At 55.0% G+C, this 20,291-nt stretch carries 19 protein-coding genes and 4 tRNA genes; 4 read left to right on the plus strand and 19 right to left on the minus strand.

The window, feature by feature from the left end; translation table 11 throughout:
* Positions 1–64 precede the first annotated feature (64 nt).
* The 17 genes from nuoN to DSD30_RS06755 form a co-directional block, all read right to left on the minus strand.
* Positions 65–1,510, minus strand: coding sequence for an NADH-quinone oxidoreductase subunit NuoN (gene nuoN / locus DSD30_RS06675; RefSeq protein ID WP_114008878.1), 1,446 nt, complete (start codon positions 1,508–1,510; stop codon positions 65–67).
* Between the two features lie 34 nt (positions 1,511–1,544).
* Positions 1,545–3,056, minus strand: coding sequence for an NADH-quinone oxidoreductase subunit M (locus tag DSD30_RS06680; protein ID WP_114008879.1), 1,512 nt, complete (start codon positions 3,054–3,056; stop codon positions 1,545–1,547).
* The gene (gene nuoL, locus DSD30_RS06685) at positions 3,056–5,014 is read right to left on the minus strand and encodes an NADH-quinone oxidoreductase subunit L (RefSeq protein ID WP_114008881.1); all 1,959 of its coding nucleotides are present in this window, start codon (positions 5,012–5,014) and stop codon (positions 3,056–3,058) included. Before nuoL ends, DSD30_RS06680 begins: the two co-directional genes overlap by 1 nt.
* Positions 5,015–5,018: 4 nt before the next feature.
* Positions 5,019–5,327, minus strand: a complete 309-nt coding sequence (gene nuoK / locus DSD30_RS06690; protein ID WP_114008883.1) for an NADH-quinone oxidoreductase subunit NuoK — start codon at positions 5,325–5,327, stop codon at positions 5,019–5,021.
* A 60-nt stretch (positions 5,328–5,387) separates the two neighbouring features.
* On the minus strand, positions 5,388–6,002 hold the full coding sequence (locus DSD30_RS06695; protein WP_114008884.1) for an NADH-quinone oxidoreductase subunit J: 615 nt from the start codon (positions 6,000–6,002) through the stop codon (positions 5,388–5,390).
* 58 nt (positions 6,003–6,060) lie between these two features.
* Positions 6,061–6,549, minus strand: a complete 489-nt coding sequence (gene nuoI / locus DSD30_RS06700; protein ID WP_114008886.1) for an NADH-quinone oxidoreductase subunit NuoI — start codon at positions 6,547–6,549, stop codon at positions 6,061–6,063.
* A 1-nt stretch (position 6,550) separates the two neighbouring features.
* Positions 6,551–6,808 (minus strand): hypothetical protein, encoded by a 258-nt coding sequence (locus tag DSD30_RS06705; RefSeq protein WP_114008887.1) that lies wholly within the window; start codon positions 6,806–6,808, stop codon positions 6,551–6,553.
* 17 nt (positions 6,809–6,825) lie between these two features.
* On the minus strand, positions 6,826–7,071 hold the full coding sequence (locus tag DSD30_RS06710) for a hypothetical protein (RefSeq protein ID WP_114008889.1): 246 nt from the start codon (positions 7,069–7,071) through the stop codon (positions 6,826–6,828).
* 18 nt (positions 7,072–7,089) lie between these two features.
* Entirely contained in the window at positions 7,090–8,139 is a 1,050-nt protein-coding gene (nuoH, locus tag DSD30_RS06715; protein ID WP_114008890.1) for an NADH-quinone oxidoreductase subunit NuoH, read from the minus strand.
* An 11-nt stretch (positions 8,140–8,150) separates the two neighbouring features.
* On the minus strand, positions 8,151–10,235 hold the full coding sequence (nuoG, locus tag DSD30_RS06720; RefSeq protein ID WP_114008892.1) for an NADH-quinone oxidoreductase subunit NuoG: 2,085 nt from the start codon (positions 10,233–10,235) through the stop codon (positions 8,151–8,153).
* 2 nt (positions 10,236–10,237) lie between these two features.
* A complete protein-coding gene (locus DSD30_RS06725; protein ID WP_114008893.1) occupies positions 10,238–10,618 on the minus strand; it encodes a pentapeptide repeat-containing protein in 381 nt (126 codons plus the stop codon).
* Positions 10,590–11,894, minus strand: a complete 1,305-nt coding sequence (gene nuoF, locus DSD30_RS06730; RefSeq protein WP_114009643.1) for an NADH-quinone oxidoreductase subunit NuoF — start codon at positions 11,892–11,894, stop codon at positions 10,590–10,592. The genes DSD30_RS06725 and nuoF overlap by 29 nt, the downstream gene beginning before the upstream one ends.
* 8 nt (positions 11,895–11,902) lie before the next feature.
* Positions 11,903–13,000 (minus strand): NADH-quinone oxidoreductase subunit NuoE, encoded by a 1,098-nt coding sequence (nuoE, locus tag DSD30_RS06735; protein WP_114008894.1) that lies wholly within the window; start codon positions 12,998–13,000, stop codon positions 11,903–11,905.
* A 97-nt stretch (positions 13,001–13,097) separates the two neighbouring features.
* Entirely contained in the window at positions 13,098–14,288 is a 1,191-nt protein-coding gene (locus DSD30_RS06740) for an NADH-quinone oxidoreductase subunit D (RefSeq protein WP_114008895.1), read from the minus strand.
* 25 nt (positions 14,289–14,313) lie between these two features.
* A complete protein-coding gene (locus DSD30_RS06745; RefSeq protein WP_114008897.1) occupies positions 14,314–14,916 on the minus strand; it encodes an NADH-quinone oxidoreductase subunit C in 603 nt (200 codons plus the stop codon).
* Positions 14,917–15,019: 103 nt separating this feature from the next.
* Complete coding sequence (locus DSD30_RS06750) at positions 15,020–15,601, minus strand: NuoB/complex I 20 kDa subunit family protein (protein ID WP_171021946.1); 582 nt, start codon at positions 15,599–15,601, stop codon at positions 15,020–15,022.
* Positions 15,592–15,957, minus strand: a complete 366-nt coding sequence (locus DSD30_RS06755) for an NADH-quinone oxidoreductase subunit A (RefSeq protein ID WP_114008900.1) — start codon at positions 15,955–15,957, stop codon at positions 15,592–15,594. The genes DSD30_RS06750 and DSD30_RS06755 overlap by 10 nt, the downstream gene beginning before the upstream one ends.
* Before the next feature lie 615 nt (positions 15,958–16,572).
* On the opposite strand from DSD30_RS06755, the gene DSD30_RS06765 reads away from it, so the two are divergent.
* Positions 16,573–17,676 (plus strand): carbohydrate kinase family protein, encoded by a 1,104-nt coding sequence (locus DSD30_RS06765; RefSeq protein ID WP_157967594.1) that lies wholly within the window; start codon positions 16,573–16,575, stop codon positions 17,674–17,676.
* Positions 17,677–17,997: 321 nt separating this feature from the next.
* Here DSD30_RS06765 and DSD30_RS06770 read toward each other — a convergent pair.
* Both DSD30_RS06770 and DSD30_RS06775 read right to left on the minus strand, forming a co-directional pair.
* A tRNA-Asp gene (locus DSD30_RS06770) sits at positions 17,998–18,074 on the minus strand.
* Positions 18,075–18,119: 45 nt separating this feature from the next.
* Positions 18,120–18,196: transfer RNA gene (locus DSD30_RS06775), tRNA-Asp, on the minus strand.
* A gap of 413 nt (positions 18,197–18,609) precedes the next feature.
* Here DSD30_RS06775 and DSD30_RS06785 point away from each other — a divergent pair.
* From DSD30_RS06785 to DSD30_RS06795, 3 genes are all read left to right on the plus strand, one after another.
* A tRNA-Val gene (locus tag DSD30_RS06785) sits at positions 18,610–18,686 on the plus strand.
* 137 nt (positions 18,687–18,823) lie between these two features.
* Positions 18,824–18,900, plus strand: a tRNA-Val gene (locus DSD30_RS06790).
* A gap of 591 nt (positions 18,901–19,491) precedes the next feature.
* Positions 19,492–20,262, plus strand: coding sequence for a hypothetical protein (locus DSD30_RS06795; protein ID WP_138147681.1), 771 nt, complete (start codon positions 19,492–19,494; stop codon positions 20,260–20,262).
* Positions 20,263–20,291: the final 29 nt, after the last annotated feature.

The following is a 20,291-nucleotide window of genomic DNA, read 5'->3' on the forward strand; positions in this document are numbered from 1 at the left end:
AGCAAAGTCTTAACACAACAATCGGTGTCTGTATCAAAAAACTGCCTTTGTTCCGCCTTTGGGATCAGAAAAAGCTCTTCGCAGCTTCCTCAGCCATCACCCGGATCGGGCCGATATAAAGCACCATGGTAAAAATAAACGCACCACTGAGGATCAGCACGGTTCTCAACTCCACCGGGCTTGCTTCAAAGCTGGGTGCGGGATCATCGAAAAACATGATCTTGACGATCCGCAGATAATAATAGGCCCCGACGACCGACGCCAATACGCCAATCACAGCCAGCGGATAGAGACCGGCCTCAATGGCGGCGAGGAACACAAAGAACTTGCCAAAGAAACCGCCCATCCAAGGCACTCCGGCGAGCGAAAACATGATCACGCCAATCAGGAAGGCCATTGGCAAATCCGTCTTGGACAGCCCCGCCAAATCATCAATGCTCTGCACCATGCCATCCTTGCGTCGCATAGAAAGGATGGCAGCAAAGGCCCCCAGCGTCATGGCGATATAGGTGATGAGATAAATGATCAGCCCCTCGATACCCGCCGCATTGCCTGCCGCCAGACCAACAAGCGCATAGCCCATATGGCCAATCGAGCTATAGGCCATCAGCCGCTTGATATTCTTCTGCCCGATTGCAGCAAAGGCACCCAATACCATCGACAGAATCGAAATGAAGACAATCACCTGCTGCCATTGCATGTCGATCAACTCGAACGCCCCGAAGACAAACCGGACGATCAGCCCCATCGCCGCCACTTTCGGCGCGGCAGCCAGAAAGGCGGTGACCGGCGTCGGCGCCCCTTCATAGACATCCGGCGTCCACATATGGAACGGCACAGCGGAGATCTTGAATGTCAGGCCTGCGAGAATAAAGACCAACCCGAAAACCACACCCAGCCCCGGCTCGTCGACATGCAGGGCTTCGGAAATGCCAGCAAAGGATGTGTGGCCGGTAAAGCCATAGATCAGGCTCATCCCATAGAGCAGCATGCCCGAAGACAGAGCTCCGAGAACGAAATATTTCAGGCCCGCTTCCGTCGCCTTGGCGCTGTCGCGTTTGATGGCAGCCACCACATAAAGTGCCAGCGACTGCAACTCCAACCCAAGATAAACCGCGATCATGTCGTTGGCAGACAGCATCATCAGCATGCCAAGGGTCGAAAGCAGGATCAGCACCGGATACTCGATGATGTCGAACTTTTCCGCCCGCGCATAGCCAACCGTCATCGCCAGCGCCACCCCGGAAGACAGCAGCACCAACAGCTTCATCAACCGGGCGAAGGGATCAAGAATGAAGGCACCATTGAAGGTTTCAACCTTGGCTTCCGGTCCGATCAGCAGCAGCACCCCGGCTAGGATCAACAACGCCACTGCCAGTCCTGTCACCACCTGACTGTTTCTTGAGCCACCAAAGGCGCCAATCATCAACAACACCATAGATCCCACCGCGAGCAGGATTTCCGGCAAAACCGGCATCAGGTCGGGAAGCGCAGCCAACTCAGGGGTCATGTTTCACTCACTTCTTTCAGTGGTCGCCGCGGCCCTATTGGGCCAGCATGGCAACCTTGTCCGCAGCAGCCAGAGCCGCCTGATAATTGTTGATCAGATTTTCCACCGCCGCAGCCGTGACATCCTGAATGGGCGCCGGATAGATACCGAACAGAACAGTCAGGAAGGCCAACGGCACCAGAATGATCTTCTCGCGTCGGTCCATGTCGAGAATGCCTTTGAGGCTTTCTTTCTCAAGCTTGCCAAACACCACCCGGCGATAGAGCCACAGCGCATAGGCCGCCGACAGGATCACCCCGGTCGTGGCGAAGAAGGCGAACCATGTATTGGTCTGAAACACACCAAGGATGGTCAGAAACTCGCCGACAAAGCCAGACGTGCCCGGCAGGCCAACATTGGCCATAGTGAAAATCATGAACAGGGTCGCAAAGACCGGCATCCGGTTGACCAGCCCGCCATAGGCAGAAATCTCGCGGGTATGCATCCGGTCATAAACCACCCCGACACACAGGAACAAGGCGCCCGAGACAATGCCGTGCGACAGCATCTGGAAGATGCCGCCCTGTACCCCCTGCGAGGTCATGGTGAACAGGCCCATCGTCACATAACCCATATGGGCAACGGAGGAATAGGCAATCAGCTTCTTGATATCCTCCTGCGCCAAGGCCACCAGCGAGGTATAGATGATCGCCACCGCCGAAAGGGCAAACACCATTGGCGCAAAGTAATCAGACGCCAGCGGGAACATGGGCAACGAGAAGCGCAGGAAGCCATAGCCACCCATCTTCAACAGGATTCCGGCCAGTATGACCGAACCGGCGGTCGGGGCTTGCACATGGGCGTCCGGCAACCAGGTGTGAACCGGCCACATCGGCATTTTCACCGCAAAGGACGCAAAGAAAGCCACCCATAGCCAGAATTGCATCTCGGGCGAGAAACTATGCGCCAACAGCTGGACAATATCGGTCGTGCCCGCATCCCAATACATCGCCATGATCGCCAGCAGCATCAGGACCGACCCGATCAGCGTATAAAGGAAGAACTTGAAGCTGGCATAGACCCGGTTCTTGCCGCCCCAGACACCGATGATGATGAACATCGGAATGAGACCGGCCTCGAAGAACAGATAGAACAGCACCAGATCAAGCGCACAGAAGACGCCGATCATCATGGTTTCCAGCACCAGGAAGGCAATCATATATTCCTTCAGGCGCTTGGTCACCGAATTGCGGCTGGCAAAAATCGCAGCAGGCATCAAGGCAGTGGTCAAAATGACAAACAGCATCGAAATGCCATCCACCCCCATGCGATAGGCGATGGTGGCACTCAGCCAATCGGCGCGCTCCTGCATCTGGAAGCCTGGATTTTCCGGGTCGAACTGGTTCCAGATCAACAGCGAGATCAGGAAGGTAACAATCGTCGTCCAGAGCGCTACATTGTTGATGTTGCGGCGGGCAATGGCATCATCCCCGCGCACCAGCAGGATCATCAGCGCACCGACAAGCGGCAGGAAAACGACGGTCGACAGCAACGGCCAGTTGTTCATTAGTGCGCCCCCCCGCTCAGCATGACGTAAGTTACCAGAAGCGCCGCGCCGATCATCATGGCAAAGGCATAGTGATAGAGATAACCAGATTGCAATTTGACCACCCGCTGGGTGACATCCAGCACACGGGCCGCAATGCCATTGGGTCCATAATGGTCAATGATCCGTTCATCGCCCCCCTTCCACAACACACGACCAATCCACTTGGCAGACCGCACGAACAAAAGGTCATAAAGCTCGTCGAAGTACCATTTGTTGAGCAGGAAACGATAGAGAATGTGGTGCCGTTCGGCGAGTTTCTTCGGGATCTGCGGTGAGCGGATATAGAAAAGGTAAGCTGTCACCAAGCCAAGCAGCATCATGACAAACGGCGCCAGTTTCACGGCCCATGGAACATTGTGGAACGCATGCACCAAATCATTCTCGGCCGAGACAAACAACGCCCCTTTCCAGAAATCATCATAATGATGCCCATAGAAGTCGCCAGCAAAGACCATGCCCGCAAAAACCGCACCGATGGCCAGCACCATCAAAGGCACAATCATCACTTTCGGGCTTTCATGGATATGGGCCTTGACGTCCGGGCTCATCCGCTCACGGCCATGGAAGGTCATGAAGACCAGACGCCAGCTATAGAAGCTGGTGAACAAGGCGGCAATCACCGTCAAGCCAAAGGCATAATCACTAAAGGCATTGTTGGCGGCAAAGGCGGATTCGATGATCGCATCCTTGGAATTGAACCCGGCAAAGCCGATCAAGGTACCCGGAATGCCAACACCGGTCAGCGCCAAAGTGCCGATCAGCATCAACCAGTAGGTCAGTTTGATATGCTTGGCGAGCCCGCCCATCTTGCGCATATCCTGCTCATTGGACACCGCATGAATGACCGAGCCGGCCCCAAGGAACAACAGTGCCTTGAAGAAAGCATGGGTGAAGAGGTGGAACACCGCCGCCCCATAGGCCCCGATACCCAGCGCCACAAACATGTAGCCAAGCTGCGAACAAGTCGAATAGGCAATCACTCGCTTGATGTCATTTTGAACCAAGCCAACGGTGGCAGCAAAGAAGGCGGTGGTCGCGCCAATGAAGGTGACCACTTCCAGCGCCGTTGGCGCCAGCTCGAACAGAGGCGACAGACGCGCCACCATGAAGACACCCGCTGTGACCATCGTCGCCGCATGGATCAAGGCCGATACCGGCGTTGGACCTTCCATCGCATCAGGCAACCAGGTATGCAGCAGGAACTGCGCCGACTTGCCCATGGCACCCATGAACAACAGAAGACAAACAGTCGTCAGTGCATCCCAATCCTGCCCGAGGAAATGGATCGTCTGTCCCTTGATGCCCTCTGCAATGGTGAAAATCTCGCTGAAGCTGATCGTATCGAACAGCACATAAACGCCGCAAATCCCCAGAGCAAAGCCGAAATCCCCGACCCGGTTGACAATGAAGGCCTTCATTGCCGCCGCATTGGCTGACGGTTTCTGATACCAAAAGCCGATCAGCAAATAGGAGGCAACGCCTACCCCTTCCCAGCCAAAGAACATTTGCAACAGATTGTCAGCGGTGACCAGCGACAGCATCGCAAAAGTGAACAGCGACAGATAGGCAAAGAAGCGCGCGCGATGCGGGTCCTCGTGCATATAGCCGATGGAATAGACATGAACCAGCGAGGAGACCGTGTTGACCACCACCAGCATGACGACCGTCAGGGTGTCCACCCGGATCGACCAGTCAATGGTCAACGCACCAGACTGGATCCATGTGAAGATGGAAACGATCCGCGTTTCATCATGGCCAAACCCGACCGAGAAGAAAGCAATCCATGACAACAGAGCGGCAATCACCACCAGCGCGCTGGTGATATATTCCGATGCTTTGTGGCCCAAAGACCGACCGAACAGACCGGCGATCAAGAAGCCCAGAAGCGGTAAAAAGACGATGGCCGAATACATGATACTCTCAGCCCTTCATCATGTTGATGTCTTCAACCGCGATGGAGCCGCGATTGCGATAGAACACGACCAAAATGGCCAACCCGATAGCGGCCTCGGCCGCGGCGACAGTCAGGATCAGCAGACCAAAAATCTGCCCCACCAGATCGCCCAGATAAGAGGAGAAGGCGACCAAATTGATATTCACTGACAGCAGGATCAACTCAATCGACATCAGGATGACGATGACATTCTTGCGATTGATGAAGATGCCGAACATCCCGATCACGAACAGGATCGCTGCTACAGTCAGATAATGGCTCAGTCCGATTTCCATCTTTCTGGCAGTCCCTTCTTCTCATGCCCTTGCAGGCCCACAGACAAGGGAACCGGTAGGCTATATGCCTTTGCCCGATTCCACTTTCTTGATTTCAATCGAATTCTCGATCGTCCGCGCCACCTGACGCGTAATATCCTGACGCTGAACATCCTTGCGATGATGCAGCGTCAACACGATGGCCCCGATCATGGCGACCAACAGGATCATCGCCGCGCTCAGGAAGTAATAGACATACTTGGTATAAAGCAGCGATCCGATCGCTTCGATGTTCGACATCTCGGCCAGATCAGGGATCGGTTCACCCAGATTGGCCACCACGTCGGGACTGATCGCCCAGCCGCCAATGGCAATGATCAGCTCGGCCAGCAACACCAAACCGACCATCAGGCCAATCGGCATATAGCTCAGGAATCCCGCCCGCAGCTCGACAAAGTCGATATCCAGCATCATCACGATGAACAGGAACAGAACCGCCACCGCGCCGACATAGACCACAATCAGCAACATAGCCAAAAATTCTGCCCCCAGCAGCACGAACAGAGCAGCGGCATTGAAGAAGGCAAGGATCAGGAACAGCACCGAATGAACCGGATTGCGCGCCCCGATCACCATCAGCCCGGACCCGAGCAGGACCGCCGAAAAGAGATAGAAGAAAAAGCTCTGAAGAATCATGTCTTTCGCTCTGAAGCCCGGTCTTGGGCTTCCCTTCCGTTATTCCTTGCCCCGCCCATCAGCGATAAGGCGCGTCCATTGCAATATTGCGAGCCAGTTCCAGCTCCCAGCGTTCGCCATTCTCCAGCAGTCTTTCCTTGTTGTAGAACAGTTCCTCGCGGGTCTCCGTGGCAAATTCGAAATTCGGCCCCTCGACAATCGCCTCCACCGGACAGGCCTCCTGACACAGACCACAATAGATGCATTTGGTCATGTCCAGATCATAGCGGGTGGTGCGGCGGGTGCCGTCATTGCGCCGAGGGCCAGCTTCAATCGTAATGGCCTGCGCCGGACAGATCGCCTCGCACAGTTTGCAGGCAATGCAACGTTCTTCCCCGTTGGGATAGCGTCTGAGTGCATGCTCCCCGCGAAACCGGGGGCTGACCGGCCCCTTCTCAAACGGGTAATTGATCGTCGCCTTGGGCGCAAAGAAATAGCGCATCGAGAGGAAGAAGGCAGAAACAAACTCCTTCAACATCAGCGATTTTGCAGCTTGAGCAAGTGCCATACTATCCTCCAAAGAACCGTTGGCCAGCGACAAAGCCGACAAGAGTGAACAAGACCGGCATCGGAATGCGATACATGAAGCGGGTAAAGTCGGCCACCTGAGCCTGTTTTTTGGCGTCCAGTGTGGTGCGCCGTCCCATGATAAAGCCGTCGTCCTGCGCCCGCAGAACCGCCGGCAACACCAGAAGATTGGCGAGCACAGCCGTCAGCAATCCGATCAGGGCGCCCAAACTGCCAGCAATGAAAGGCGTCATCACCATGTTTCTCTCCAAGCGGCTTATCCAGCCAATGACAATCCGGCCCAATAACCGATCACCGGGAACAGCAACTGGGTGCCACACCAGATGCCGAACTGAATCCAGTCCCCGTATTTCTTCGTGTCCGGATGATTGGCCAGGCCCTTCTCCGAACGCATCTTCATCCATTTTGCCCCGATCAGACCGCCGATCATCTTGAAATCGGCCCAACCGATCACACCACCAATCAAGGCCCCGATCATGCCGGGCAGTGACAATTCAAACATATCGTCTCTTCGCCTCGCTTACGGAGCCCAGCCCATGAACTGCAGCACACCGGCCACCAGCACCACATAAAACAGCGACAAAGGCAGAAACACCTTCCAGCCAAGGCGCATCAACTGGTCATAGCGGTAACGCGGCACAAAGGCCTTGGTCATGGCAAACATGAAAAACACGGCACTGGCCTTCAAAAAGAACCAGACCACCCCCGGCACCCAGGTAAAGGGCGCAAAATCAAACGGCGGCAACCAGCCCCCCATAAACAGGATGACGGTCATCGAACACATCAGCGCAATCGCCACATATTCGCCGAGCATATACATCATGTAAGGGGTCGAGCCATATTCGACCATGAAGCCCGCAACCAGCTCCGATTCTGCTTCTGGCAGATCAAAGGGAGGCCGGTTGGTTTCGGCCAAAGCCGAGATGAAAAACACAATGAACATCGGGAAAAGCGGCAGCCAGTACCAGTTAAGGAAACTGAGCGATGGCATGCCGAGCCATGTTGCCATGCCTTCTTTCTGAGCCAGCACGATGTCAGTCAGATTGAGCGAACCGACGCAAAGCAAAACAGTGATGATGACAAAGCCGATGGAGACTTCGTAGGACACCATCTGCGCCGCCGAACGCAAGGCAGACAGAAACGGATATTTCGAGTTCGACGCCCAGCCCCCCATGATGATGCCATAGACACCGAGCGAGGAAATGGCGAGAATATACAACACCCCGACATTGATATCGGCAATCGCCCAGCCTTCAGCCACAGGCACCACAGCCCATGCGGCCAAGGCCACCGTCACCGTCATCAACGGCCCGAGCAGGAAGATCACTTTGTTCGAGCCAGACGGGATCACCGGTTCCTTCAAGACGAACTTCAGCAAATCGGCAAAGGATTGCAACAGACCCCAAGGCCCGACCACATTTGGCCCGCGCCGCATCTGCACCGCTGCCCAGACCTTGCGGTCGGCATAAAGGACATAGGCAATGATCACCAACAGGGCGACAAGCAACAGCAAGGATTGCCCTATGATAATCGCGCCGGGAATTAGCCAGTTTGTGACAAATCCATCCATTCGTCGGTCCTCTATTCTGCGGCGTCAGCCGCGCGTTCCTTGGCCAATGCGCTGCACTCGGCCATGGTGGCGGAGGCGCGGGCAATCGGGTTGGTCAAATAATAATCGGCAATCGGCGACACCATCGCCTGCCCCTTGACGGGTTTGGCAAGCTTGGCCAGCGCCGCAATATCGGCAACATCGCCAACAAGGCAGTCATCAATGCTGGCAAGATCCGGATGCGCCTCAAACAACACCCCGCGCAATTGTTGCAGGCTATCAAATGGCAATGTCTTGCCAAGCACCGCAGACAAGGCGCGCAGAATTGCCCAGTCTTCCTTGGCATCCCCCGGCGCAAAATTGGCCCGATAGGCCATCTGCACCCGGCCTTCGGTATTGATGAACAGGCCCGATTTCTCGGTATAGCTGGCACCGGGCAGGATCACATCCGCATGATGCGCCCCGGCATCGCCGTGGCTGCCAATATAGATCTTGAAGGCATCGTCAAAGGCACCAAAGGCCAACTCGTCCGCGCCCATCAGGATCAGCGCCTCAACGCCCCCATTCTGCATGGCAGCAATATCCTTGCCCCCATCCTGCGGCACAAAGCCGACTTCAAAGGCCCCGACGGCACTGGCGTCGGTATGCAGCACCGAGAAGCCATTCCACTCAGCACCTGCCGCGCCACAAGCCACCGCCAGCTTCGCTGCCTGTCCCAGAACCGCAAGGCCATCCTCATGGTTGATCGCGCCCTGCCCGATCAGGATCAGCGGCCGCTCGGCCTTGTTTAGAATGTCAAAGAAAACCCCATCACCACCAGCAAGGCTTGCCAGCGTGTCCGAGCCTGCGCCCAAATAGTCATAGTCATATTTAAGGTCGGCCTGCTCACCGATCACCCCGATCCGCACGCCACCCGCCAGCCACGCCTTGCGAATGCGGGCATTGAGAACAGCGGCTTCCATGCGCGGATTGGAGCCAACAATCAGGATCGCATCGGCGTCTTCGATGCCCTCAATCGTCGCATTGAACTGATAGGCCGCCCGCCCCATGGCGGAGGTCAGCACCGAGCCATCCTGCCGGGCATCAAGATTGCCCGAGCCCAGCGAGGCCATCAGCATTTTGAGCGCGAACATTTCCTCGACGCTCGCCATGCTCCCGGCAATCGCACCAATCCGGTCACCAGACAGGCCATTGAGCTTGTCAGCCACGCACCTGAAGGCTTCGTCCCACGCAACCGGGGTCAGCTTGCCATCCTTGCGGACATAGGGCCGATCCAGACGCTGGCTTTTCAGCCCGTCCCAAATGAAGCGGGATTTATCAGAAATCCATTCCTCATTGACCGCATCATTGTTGCGCGGCTGGATCCGCATCACCTCAATGCCGCGTGTATCCACCCGGATATTCGAGCCAACGGCATCCATCGCGTCGATGGTTTCGGTCTTGGTCAGCTCCCATGGCCGCGCCGTAAAAGCATAGGGGCGTGAGGTCAGTGCCCCGACCGGGCAGAGATCGATCACATTGCCCTGCAACTCCGATGACAATGCCGCTTCAAGATAAGTGGTGATTTCGGCATCTTCGCCACGCCCCACCAAACCCAGCTCCTGAATGCCCGCCACCTCGGTGGTGAAACGCACACAGCGGGTGCAGTGAATGCAGCGGGTCATCACGGTTTTGACCAAAGGCCCAATATATTTATTCTCTACCGCCCGCTTGCTTTCGCCATAACGCGAACCGCCCTTGCCATAAGCCATGGCCTGATCCTGCAGATCGCATTCCCCTGCCTGATCGCAAATCGGACAATCGAGCGGATGGTTGATCAACAGGAACTCCATCACCCCTTCGCGGGCCTTTTTCACCATCGGCGACTTGGTGAAGATTTCCGGCGGTTCTCCATCGCGACCCGGACGCAAATCGCCCACGCGCATGGCGCAAGAGGCAGCCGGCTTTGGTGGCCCGCCCTTGACCTCGACAAGGCACATGCGGCAGTTGCCCGCCACGGACAGACGCTCATGGAAGCAAAAACGCGGAATCTCCGCCCCGGCCTCTTCTGCGGCCTGCAGAAGGGTATATTCGCCGGGCACCTCGATTTCGTTGCCGTCAACAACCAGCTTTGCCATAGTCAACTTCCCTTGCGGTCCTCAGTCTGCGCCCTGTAAGCGGCCAACAGCGCCATTACGTCGATCCCATCGATGGTCATCCCCGAAAGATTGCAATGTGTCAGGGCGACACCGCTGAGATTGGCGTGATCCACGACCACCCCGGACAGGTTTGCCTTCTTGACCGACCAACCAGACATATTCACTTCTTCGAAGGAACAGCTCGACATATTCACGCCTCTGTAGCTGGTCCTCATCAGGTTTACATTGTCAAATGTGCACCCTGTCAATTTCACATTATTGAAGCTCGAGTTCGACAGATCGCAGTCTGTTGCGTCGATCTTTTCTTTCTCCTCAAAAAGCTTCATAGCATCCTCACTCTGCCGCCACCTGCGGAGCCTCATCCGGCTTCGGATTGGCCGTATATTGATCAATGCGTTCCTCGATCACCGGGCGAAAATGGCGGATCAGGCCCTGAACCGGCCAGGCTGCAGCATCGCCAAGCGCACAGATTGTGTGCCCTTCCACCTGTTTGGAGACCTCGAACAGCATGTCAATTTCCTTCTTCGAGGCCTCGCCCCGCACCATGCGTTCCATCACGCGCCACATCCAGCCCGTGCCTTCGCGGCATGGGGTGCATTGGCCGCAGCTTTCATGTTTGTAGAAATAGGACAGCCGGGCAATCGCCTTGATGATGTCGGTTGACTTGTCCATCACAATCACCGCCGCCGTGCCAAGGCCAGAGCCAAGGCCCTTGAGACTGTCAAAATCCATCGGGCAATCAACAATCTGCTTGGCAGGTACGCACGGCACCGAAGAGCCACCCGGAATAACAGCCAACAGATTGTCCCAGCCACCGCGAATCCCGCCGCAATGCTTGTCGATCAATTCCTTGAACGGCACTGACATGGCTTCCTCAAAGGTCGCGGGCTGGTTGACATGGCCGGACACACAGAACAGCTTGGTGCCGTGGTTATTCTCCGCGCCAAAGCCTTTGAACCAAGCCGCCCCACGCCGCAGGATGGTCGGCGCAACGGCGATGGATTCCACATTATTCACCGTCGTCGGGCAGCCATAAAGGCCAACATTGGCCGGGAATGGCGGCTTGAGGCGCGGCTGGCCTTTCTTGCCTTCAAGCGACTCAAGCAACGCCGTCTCTTCGCCGCAAATATAAGCCCCCGCCCCGTGATGGACGATGATGTCGAAATCATAACCGTGAATGTTGTTCTTGCCGATCAGCTTGCGATCATAGGCCTGATCGATTGCGGCTTGGAGCCGCTCCCGTTCGCGAATGAACTCGCCACGCACATAAATGTAAGCGGCATCAGCCTGCATGGCGAACCCGGCAATCAGACAGCCTTCCACCAGATGATGCGGATCGTGACGCAGAATTTCACGGTCCTTGCAGGTGCCCGGCTCGGATTCATCCGCATTGACCACCAGATAATGCGGACGCCCTTCCTGCTTAGGCGGCATGAAGGACCATTTCAGCCCAGTCGGGAAGCCAGCACCGCCCCGGCCGCGCAGACCGGACGCCTTCATCTCCTCGATGATCCAGTCACGGCCCTTTTCCAGCAAGCCTTTGGTGCCATCCCACTGCCCGCGCTTCAGCGCCCCATCCAGCCCCCAGTCATGGATGCCGTAGATGTTGGTGAAAATGCGATCTTTATCCTGGAGCATTGCGACCATCAGCTGTCTCCCTTGCTCTTGCTGGAGTCAACTTCGCCTGCTTCGACCCGCTTGGAAAAATCTGTTTCGCCACCGGCTGCCAGGGTCTTGGCCTGTTCGATCCAGTTTTCCCGCGCAATCCGGCCACGGAAAGACAGCTGCGCATCGACAAAGGCGCAATTCTCATCCGTCCAGGCAGCGATCTGCGAAAAATGATAGACCCCGAGGCCATTCAGTTTGGCTTCAATTTTCGGCCCGATGCCACTGATTTCCTTCAGATTGTCGGCCACACCATCGGCAGGTGCCTCGAGCAGGGCCGGTGCGTCGCCATCTGTCTTGTGGGCTTGCTTGTCGATCGCCACTCCCGGCTTTGCCTCGGAGGCTGCCGCCTTGGCATCTGTCTCCTTGGGTACGGCTTTTTCGACGGGCAACTGGTCAGCAGGCTGGCTATCCTCGGCAGACTCTTCCGGAATGCCCGCACCCAGACCATATTTCACCACCGAACCATCATAGAGCGCAGGGTCGGTCAGTGTCACAGGCCCTTCCGCAGGTGCCGAACCGATCCGCCCTTCCTGCTGAGAACCCGGTTTAATCTCTTTGCCGGCGTCAATTTTGGCAATGAGATCTTCCAGAATTTCCGGCGTCAGATCTTCATAAGTGTCCTTGAAAATCTGGATCATCGGTGCGTTGACACATGTGCCCGCGCATTCCACCTCTTCCCACGAGAAATTGCCATCCTCGGACAGGGTGAAGGGCTTGTTGGCGATCTTGTTCTTGCAAACCCGGATCAGATCTTCCGCTCCACGCAACATGCAAGGCGTTGTACCGCAGACCTGAATATGGGCCTTGGCACCAACCGGCTGCAACTGGAACTGGGTGTAGAAAGTCGCAACTTCCAGCACGCGAATATAGGGCATCGACAGCATGTCGGCGACATACTCGATCGCCGGTTTGCTGATCCAGCCTTCCTGTTCCTGTGCCCGCATCAGAATCGGGATCACAGCGGAAGCCTGACGGCCCTCGGGATATCGTTTGATCACACGCTGCGCCCATTCGAGATTCTCCGCAGAGAAGTCGAAAGAGGCAGGCTGTTCGCTATGCAGGCGACGGACGGACATGTCTGCCGTTCCTATTCTTTGTTTGATCGCAGCGCCCAGGGCGCGTTGATCCAGTTCACATCATTCTGGGACCATCATGGCGGCCCCGCAAAATCTCTTAGCGATCAATTTCCCCGAACACGATGTCGAGAGAACCGAGAATGGCTGAGACATCAGCCAGCTGATAGCCGCGCGACAGGAAATCCATCGCCGACAAATGCGCATAACCCGGCGCACGAATCTTGCATTTGTAAGGCTTGTTGCTGCCGTCGGCGACGAGATAGACACCAAACTCACCCTTTGGTGCCTCCACGGCGGCATAAACTTCACCCGCCGGCACGTGGAACCCTTCGGTATGCAGCTTGAAATGATTGATCAGCGCTTCCATCGAGCGCTTCATTTCATCCCGCCGCGGCGGCACGATCTTGTCATTTTCCGCCATGACCGGCCCCTGCCCGTCCGGACGACGCAATTTGTCGATGCACTGGCGCATGATGCCGACCGACTGGCGCATCTCTTCCATCCGCATCAGATAGCGGTCGTAATTGTCACCATTCTTGCCGACCGGAATATCAAAATCCATTTCGTCATAGCATTCATAAGGCTGGCTCTTGCGCAAATCCCACGGCACACCGCACGAGCGCACCATGCAGCCGGAAAAGCCCCATGCCCAGGCATCATCAAGCCCGACGATGCCAATGTCGGCATTGCGCTGCTTGAAAATCCGGTTGTCGGTCAACAAGGCGTCAATGTCATCAACCACCTTCAAAAACGGATCGCACCAAGCCTCGATATCATCAATCAGATCCGTTGGCAGATCCTGATGGACACCACCGACCCGGAAATAGTTGGCATGCAGCCGCGCCCCGGAGGCCCGCTCATAGAAGATCATCAGCTTTTCACGCTCTTCAAAGCCCCAGAGCGGCGGCGTCAACGCCCCGACATCCAGTGCCTGCGTGGTGATGTTCAGCAAGTGGTTGAGAATGCGGCCAATCTCGGAATAAAGCACCCGGATGAGCGACGCACGGCGTGGAATTTCCAGCCCCAGCAACCGTTCAACCGCCAAGCAGAAGGCATGCTCCTGATTCATCGGCGCAACATAGTCAAGCCGGTCGAAATAGGGTGTCGCCTGACTGTAAATCTTGTGCTCGATCAACTTTTCAGTGCCACGATGCAAAAGACCAATATGCGGGTCAACCCGCTCAACGATCTCTCCATCCAGCTCCAGAATCATCCGCAGCACACCATGGGCCGCCGGATGCTGCGGGCCGAAATTGATATTGAAATTTCTGACTTTTGCTTCAGCCATCTGTCTCGATCCCTCTCAGCCTCACCTAGCCCTTGGCCTTTTCATCGCCCGGCAGCGCATAGTCAACGCCTTCCCATGGGCTGAGAAAATCAAAATTGCGGAATTCCTGTGCCAGCTTCACTGGCTCGTAGATGACCCGTTTCTTCTCATCGTCGTAGCGCACTTCATAATAACCCGTGAGCGGGAAGTCCTTGCGCAGCGGATGGCCGTCGAAGCCATAGTCGGTCAACAGTCGTCGCAGGTCCGGGTGGCCAACAAACAGAATGCCATACATGTCATAGGCTTCACGCTCGAACCAGTTGGCCCCTGGATAGACCCCACAGGCCGAATCAACATGATCACTCTCCGATGCATTCACCTTGACCCGAATGCGGCTATTCTGTTTTGGGCTGAGCAGATGATAGACCACCTCAAACCGTTCCGCCCGGCCCGGATAGTCAACTGCAGTCACATCAATGAAGCAGGCAAACTGGAGCCGAGGATCATCGCGCAGGAACCGCAACACTTCGAGAATGTCCGGCCGCTGAACGGTCACGGTCAGTTCGCCAAAGGCAACCGCCCAGTCAACAACCTTCCCTTCCAGAGAAAAAGCGACATAGTCGCCCAGATCTCGCAATGCCTCGTCCATAATGCACGATCCTGTCTCGGGCCAGATGACCCATGGTCCTTGAATATCTTTAGCCCACCCGACAGCAAACGGCGAGTGAACCATCGTCGAGTGACTCAAACTGCTAACGTTCGATTGAGCCGGTGCGGCGGATCTTTTTCTGCAGCAGCATCACGCCATAAAGCAACGCCTCGGCCGTTGGGGGACAGCCGGGAACATAAATATCGACCGGAACAACCCGGTCACAACCGCGCACAACTGAGTAGGAATAGTGATAGTAACCGCCGCCATTGGCACAGGACCCCATCGAGATCACATAGCGCGGCTCGGGCATCTGGTCATAAACCTTGCGCAAGGCCGGAGCCATTTTGTTGGTCAGCGTTCCGGCGACAATCATCACGTCGGACTGGCGGGGCGAACCGCGCGGCGCAAAGCCGAAGCGTTCGCAATCATAGCGCGGCATCGACATCTGGATCATCTCGACCGCGCAACAGGCCAGACCGAAGGTCATCCACATCAGCGATCCCGTGCGCGCCCAGTTGATCAGATCATCGGTCGCGGTAACGATGAAGCCCTTGTCCGACAATTCCTCATTCACCTGCATGAAGAAAGGATCGTCAGCGCCGACAGGTTTGCCGGTCTTCGGGTCCAGAATACCCTTCGGCTGCTCTGCTACCAGCGTTTGATTGTTTCCGATCAATCCCATTCCAGAGCCCCTTTCTTCCATTCATAGATGAAGCCGATCGTCAGAATAGCCAGAAAGATCATCATCGACACAAAACCAAACATCCCCAGATCACCGAAGGCGACCGCCCACGGAAACAGGAAGGCCACCTCAAGGTCAAAGATGATGAACAAGATTGCCACAAGATAGAATCGCACATCAAACGTCATGCGCGCATCGTCGAAGGCATTGAATCCGCACTCATAGGCTGACAATTTTTCCGGATCGGGATTTTTATAGGCAAGAATAAAGGGAGAAATCAGCAGTGCCAGGCCGATCACCAACGAAATACCAATGAAAATGATGATGGGCAGATATTCCCCGAGCAGATTTTCCATCGCTAGTCGGTCCTCTCCATCTGATGGCAACGCATGTCTTGTACAGCTTGAAACAGATGTCGTGTCAAACACCCTGTATCGTCAAGCGAAATTCTGCGACATCAGATACATACACTCAGAACGAGCGCTATTGGTCAATGGCACGATTAACTCAGTGTAAGTGCTTAGGCAAGGAATTTGTGGCGTTACAATGCCAATGAACTAGAGGTTTGCCAGTAGATTGTGGCAAACTCTGTTATAGCCAAATCACTCTCGCAACATTGTTTCGCACTCTTTCCAAATCCAGCTTCCCAGAGCTTAACCACCTGTCCCATAAAGGGAAACCATTGCGTGCCAACAAATCGCGCCACTGCCCTCCTGTGGCATCTACGATGTGCCAACTTGGCGCAGGCAAGCCCAACCACATGGTCACCCACAATGAAATCGAATTCAAACTGTGAAATATGCTTAGAAGTCATACTCTTTTTGCCGAATTTGATTTATTTCGGGTCGTAAAACAAAATCCTATCTATACACTAAAGGATAATGTGCCTAGGTTGTCGCCGAGACACCAGCGACAGAATTCTCACTCTCCATGCTCCCAAGATGGTTCAATCCAGAAAAGAGGCAAGTTTGATGAAAACAGCAACAATCGGATCAGCCATGATCGATATCATTACCATTGTTGCGGACAATGATATCGAGCGCATCTCCATGACCAATGCGCACAATTCATTTTTGCTGCTTGAACAAGGCCGGAAAATTGACGCGCGCAATATTTCGACTCATGTCGGAGGCGGCGCGATCAACGCAGCCGTAGCACATGCCCGCCTTGGCCACGATACAACACCGACCGTCAAACTGGGTGACGATATCGAAGCCCAAATGGTGCGTGAGCTTTTGAAGCGAGAAGGTCTGTCCGACGGAAATCTCATGGTGACCGACAAGGCCATCACCGGCTGCTCAGTCATCATTGCCTCCCACGACCGCAATGCCTCGATCTTTACAGCGCGCGGCGCAAACTGTCTGGTGGTGGATGATGACATCCATGAAGGCATTTTTGATGGCGCCCAGCTTCTCCATATCGCACCCATGTCGAAAGAATCGGCAGACGCCTTCCCGATGATTTGTCAGCGTGGCCGCGAGTCCGGCGCCTTTGTGGTCGCCAACCCCGGCGAGCGCCAGATCAACCGCCGTGGTGAGCAATTCATCGAGACTGCCAAGAATATTGACCTGATCAACATCAACCGCGCCGAAGCGGAATGCATGTTGCCGGTCCTGCTGGAAAACAGCGATCACAACAACATGCGCACCATCAAGTTCACCGAACGCCCAGAGCGCAGCCTGTTGACCCGTGGCCTGATCATGGATCACACCCACTGCTCACTCGCTGGCTTCATGTCCTTGCTGATGGCTGCTGGCCCGAAATGGGTACTGATCACCGACGGCACCGGCGGCGCTTATCTCAGCGGTGAGAAAGGCGTTTATCATTGCCCGATCTTCAAAGCCAACGTCAAAGGCACCGCAGGCGCAGGTGACGCCTTTACATCAACTTTCGGCGCGATGCTGGCCGACGGTGCAGAGCCGGAAAAAGCCCTGCAGCTGGCCGCCATCAATTCAGCCTCCGTGGTGGAATATGTAGACACCCAATCCGGCCTGCTTGACATGGAAGAGCTCGAAGCCCGCTTCGCCAAGGATGGCGCCATTCTCGAAGTGAAATTCTGGCCTTGGCAGGGTTGATCACCCGGTTCAGTTTGAGAAGTCATGAAGCCGCATTCCCAAGGATGCGGCTTTTTCTATGTGCGGCAGATGACTGCTGCACAGTCTCCTGCCCTGAACACTTTTCCGCTCCGTGCCAGCAAGTAGCCTGCGGCCTCTCCAAGGCCCTCTGAGCGCCACGACAAAGGGCCTCAGAGCATGCATCGAAACATCCAACCAATACCGAAACTGTAGCGACACAAATGCCCTCACAGAGCAGCAAACAACGCAAATAGTTGGGAAATCAACGCATAAAAAAAGCACCTTGCGGTGCTTTGGCCACTTGCCTCCAAAGGGAGAAAGTGGCGAGAGTGACGGGACTCGAACCCGCGACCTTCGGCGTGACAGGCCGACGCTCTAACCAACTGAGCTACACCCCCGCAACATGCGGTCCAGACAGTCACAATCTGGATGCGGGATCTGGGTGGCGAGAGTGACGGGACTCGAACCCGCGACCTTCGGCGTGACAGGCCGACGCTCTAACCAACTGAGCTACACCCCCAGTACCCGGCCCACACTCACTGTCGCCGAAGCGTCATGTTCGTGTGGAGTGGCGCTGAAATACGACGCTGAGGTATTGAAGTCAAGCGCCGTACAAATTCTTTTTGTGCAAACTTTCAATGCCCTGTGAGAAACCTGATGTTTCAGCCAATTTTTTCCTGTGAGAAAGAAATGGCCTTGGAAAAGTTTCGCTCACCCCACCGGATCGCACCCACCCGCAACAGCGCAATGCATACATCCTTGCAGGGATTCCCCTTCCCTGCAAACGAGACGGATCGGTCAAGCCACAAAGCAGCCCTCAAAGTGCCGATCCAGATGCGGCAGCGATTTCCCCAACGAATGGGGAACACTGTCATTTTTTTGTTGCAAGCAAGCCTGTCAGACCGTAAAAGCACCTCACGCACAACGGCGCAAGGGTGATTAGCTCAGCTGGTTAGAGCATCTCGTTTACACCGAGAGGGTCGGGAGTTCGAATCTCTCATCACCCACCATTTCTTGCTCGTCAAGAAATGGGCTGAAGCTTCCAAACAAACGGAACCATCAGCGGCAAGCGCATTTTCGATTTCGAAAATCGCTGAGAGCCATAGAGGCTTGTGCGGAGTTTTTCGGCGTTTCTCTGAAACGCTAAGGGTGATTAGCTCAGCTGGTTAGAGCATCTCGTTTACACCGAGAGGGTCGGGAGTTCGAATCTCTCATCACCCACCATTTCCCAAGCTTTTGCAGAGCGAAAGCGTTATGACCCATCCACTTGATTTGAATTTGAAGCGGCAGGTGCATTTTCTGTAGGAAAATCACCGAGAGCCCGAGAGCGTTTGCCACGCAAAAGCGCAACATCCCTCCCCCACAGCTCGACATCATCTGCGAACCGCCAAAACGACAACAATGCGGACATTTGAGACGTTCGCTGCATAGCCGAAATTTCACAGCGATATAGAGTGCTTCAGGTAAACAGGGCGGATTGCCGACATTTCCTGCACGTGCACAATCCTCGATGCCTGCAGGCAAGAGCTGACATTCAAGGGGTATCGAAGCTCGTCCTGGCTATCACGGCTCGTTCGGGCGGTAAGCGGGCGTTCGCCGCGCGCGAGAGAGAAGCATGCCGGCACACCAAGAAATGCCGTTCAAATGGAACTGAGAGCGAGTAATTTTTCGCAGCATTCTGCACCTTGGGCTCGTGGTCACAGGTACGACAGCAGAGGCGTTGACATACCTGTGATAAATTGCAATACGCTTGAGACTGAGAACGGCGCACCAATTGTTGATCCGGCAAACTTTAATTTACCATACAGGTGCAAAATGGATAGTAAGAACTTTATTTACACACCCATCTGGGTCCGCGTTCTGGCTGTTGGCGCTCTCGCAATCACACTAGTCATGTCGCTTTTTGTTACGTGGCACTATCTGGGAACAGACAAGGAAACATGGCTGCTTGTCGCCATGTCGCTTGCTCAGGTGTCTGCATCCGGTCTCGCCTTTGCGTTAGTTGTTTTCTATTCATCCAAGGATGCCGGCTTATCTGGCCTGCAACATAAAACAAATGCGTTTCTCTGCCGAACACTTCCACGAAACTTGCTGCTCATAGATATCCCAACTCCTCTTTTGCTGGACTGGAAAGAATCAAAAATCAGCAAAAGACAGATTAATAGAGATTTGTCAAATTCTCCCACGAGCGTCAGAATACAAAAAGTCTCCGGTGGAAATTCGGCCCTGTATGTCATTGACGCGTTGGGAGAAAGTCTGAACTTTCGGGTGCAGGTCAATGTGTGGGAGCTCACAGTTTCATACTATTTCCCTGCCGAATCCCATTTAGATGTTGATAAACTGAAAGACAAATTGGAGTGGGCGACAAGCCGATTTACGAAAATAGTAGGATATAATGAGAGTTGGTATTTCAGCAAAGAAGATTTTGACCAAAAGAGCTATGTATCCGTTCATCTGACAAAAGACTTCGACAGTGATTTTCTTGATGACGACAGGCAAAAACTTAATTTTGCGCAAGACCTTACTACCAGCACAAGATCATTGATAAAGGAGTGCAAAGCCCAAGGTATCGCTTTGACTCATTGAGCCGAGTTGACAAGGTCGCATCCAATTCC

This window comes from Cohaesibacter intestini, assembly GCF_003324485.1.
Taxonomy (GTDB): domain Bacteria; phylum Pseudomonadota; class Alphaproteobacteria; order Rhizobiales; family Cohaesibacteraceae; genus Cohaesibacter; species Cohaesibacter intestini.

What these genes read in the sequence shown, in the direction of transcription:
- nuoN (WP_114008878.1), bottom strand. Translation starts at nt 1,510, where the DNA reads ATGACCCCTGAGTTGGCTGCGCTTCCCGACCTGATGCCGGTTTTGCCG.
- DSD30_RS06680 (WP_114008879.1), bottom strand. Translation starts at nt 3,056, where the DNA reads ATGAACAACTGGCCGTTGCTGTCGACCGTCGTTTTCCTGCCGCTTGTC.
- nuoK (WP_114008883.1), bottom strand. Translation starts at nt 5,327, where the DNA reads ATGGAAATCGGACTGAGCCATTATCTGACTGTAGCAGCGATCCTGTTC.
- DSD30_RS06695 (WP_114008884.1), bottom strand. Translation starts at nt 6,002, where the DNA reads ATGATTCTTCAGAGCTTTTTCTTCTATCTCTTTTCGGCGGTCCTGCTC.
- nuoI (WP_114008886.1), bottom strand. Translation starts at nt 6,549, where the DNA reads ATGGCACTTGCTCAAGCTGCAAAATCGCTGATGTTGAAGGAGTTTGTT.
- DSD30_RS06705 (WP_114008887.1), bottom strand. Translation starts at nt 6,808, where the DNA reads ATGGTGATGACGCCTTTCATTGCTGGCAGTTTGGGCGCCCTGATCGGA.
- DSD30_RS06710 (WP_114008889.1), bottom strand. Translation starts at nt 7,071, where the DNA reads ATGTTTGAATTGTCACTGCCCGGCATGATCGGGGCCTTGATTGGTGGT.
- nuoH (WP_114008890.1), bottom strand. Translation starts at nt 8,139, where the DNA reads ATGGATGGATTTGTCACAAACTGGCTAATTCCCGGCGCGATTATCATA.
- nuoG (WP_114008892.1), bottom strand. Translation starts at nt 10,235, where the DNA reads ATGGCAAAGCTGGTTGTTGACGGCAACGAAATCGAGGTGCCCGGCGAA.
- DSD30_RS06725 (WP_114008893.1), bottom strand. Translation starts at nt 10,618, where the DNA reads ATGAGGCTCCGCAGGTGGCGGCAGAGTGAGGATGCTATGAAGCTTTTT.
- nuoF (WP_114009643.1), bottom strand. Translation starts at nt 11,894, where the DNA reads ATGCTCCAGGATAAAGATCGCATTTTCACCAACATCTACGGCATCCAT.
- nuoE (WP_114008894.1), bottom strand. Translation starts at nt 13,000, where the DNA reads ATGTCCGTCCGTCGCCTGCATAGCGAACAGCCTGCCTCTTTCGACTTC.
- DSD30_RS06740 (WP_114008895.1), bottom strand. Translation starts at nt 14,288, where the DNA reads ATGGCTGAAGCAAAAGTCAGAAATTTCAATATCAATTTCGGCCCGCAG.
- DSD30_RS06745 (WP_114008897.1), bottom strand. Translation starts at nt 14,916, where the DNA reads ATGGACGAGGCATTGCGAGATCTGGGCGACTATGTCGCTTTTTCTCTG.
- DSD30_RS06750 (WP_171021946.1), bottom strand. Translation starts at nt 15,601, where the DNA reads ATGGGATTGATCGGAAACAATCAAACGCTGGTAGCAGAGCAGCCGAAG.
- DSD30_RS06755 (WP_114008900.1), bottom strand. Translation starts at nt 15,957, where the DNA reads ATGGAAAATCTGCTCGGGGAATATCTGCCCATCATCATTTTCATTGGT.
- DSD30_RS06765 (WP_157967594.1), top strand. Translation starts at nt 16,573, where the DNA reads ATGAAAACAGCAACAATCGGATCAGCCATGATCGATATCATTACCATT.
- DSD30_RS06795 (WP_138147681.1), top strand. Translation starts at nt 19,492, where the DNA reads ATGGATAGTAAGAACTTTATTTACACACCCATCTGGGTCCGCGTTCTG.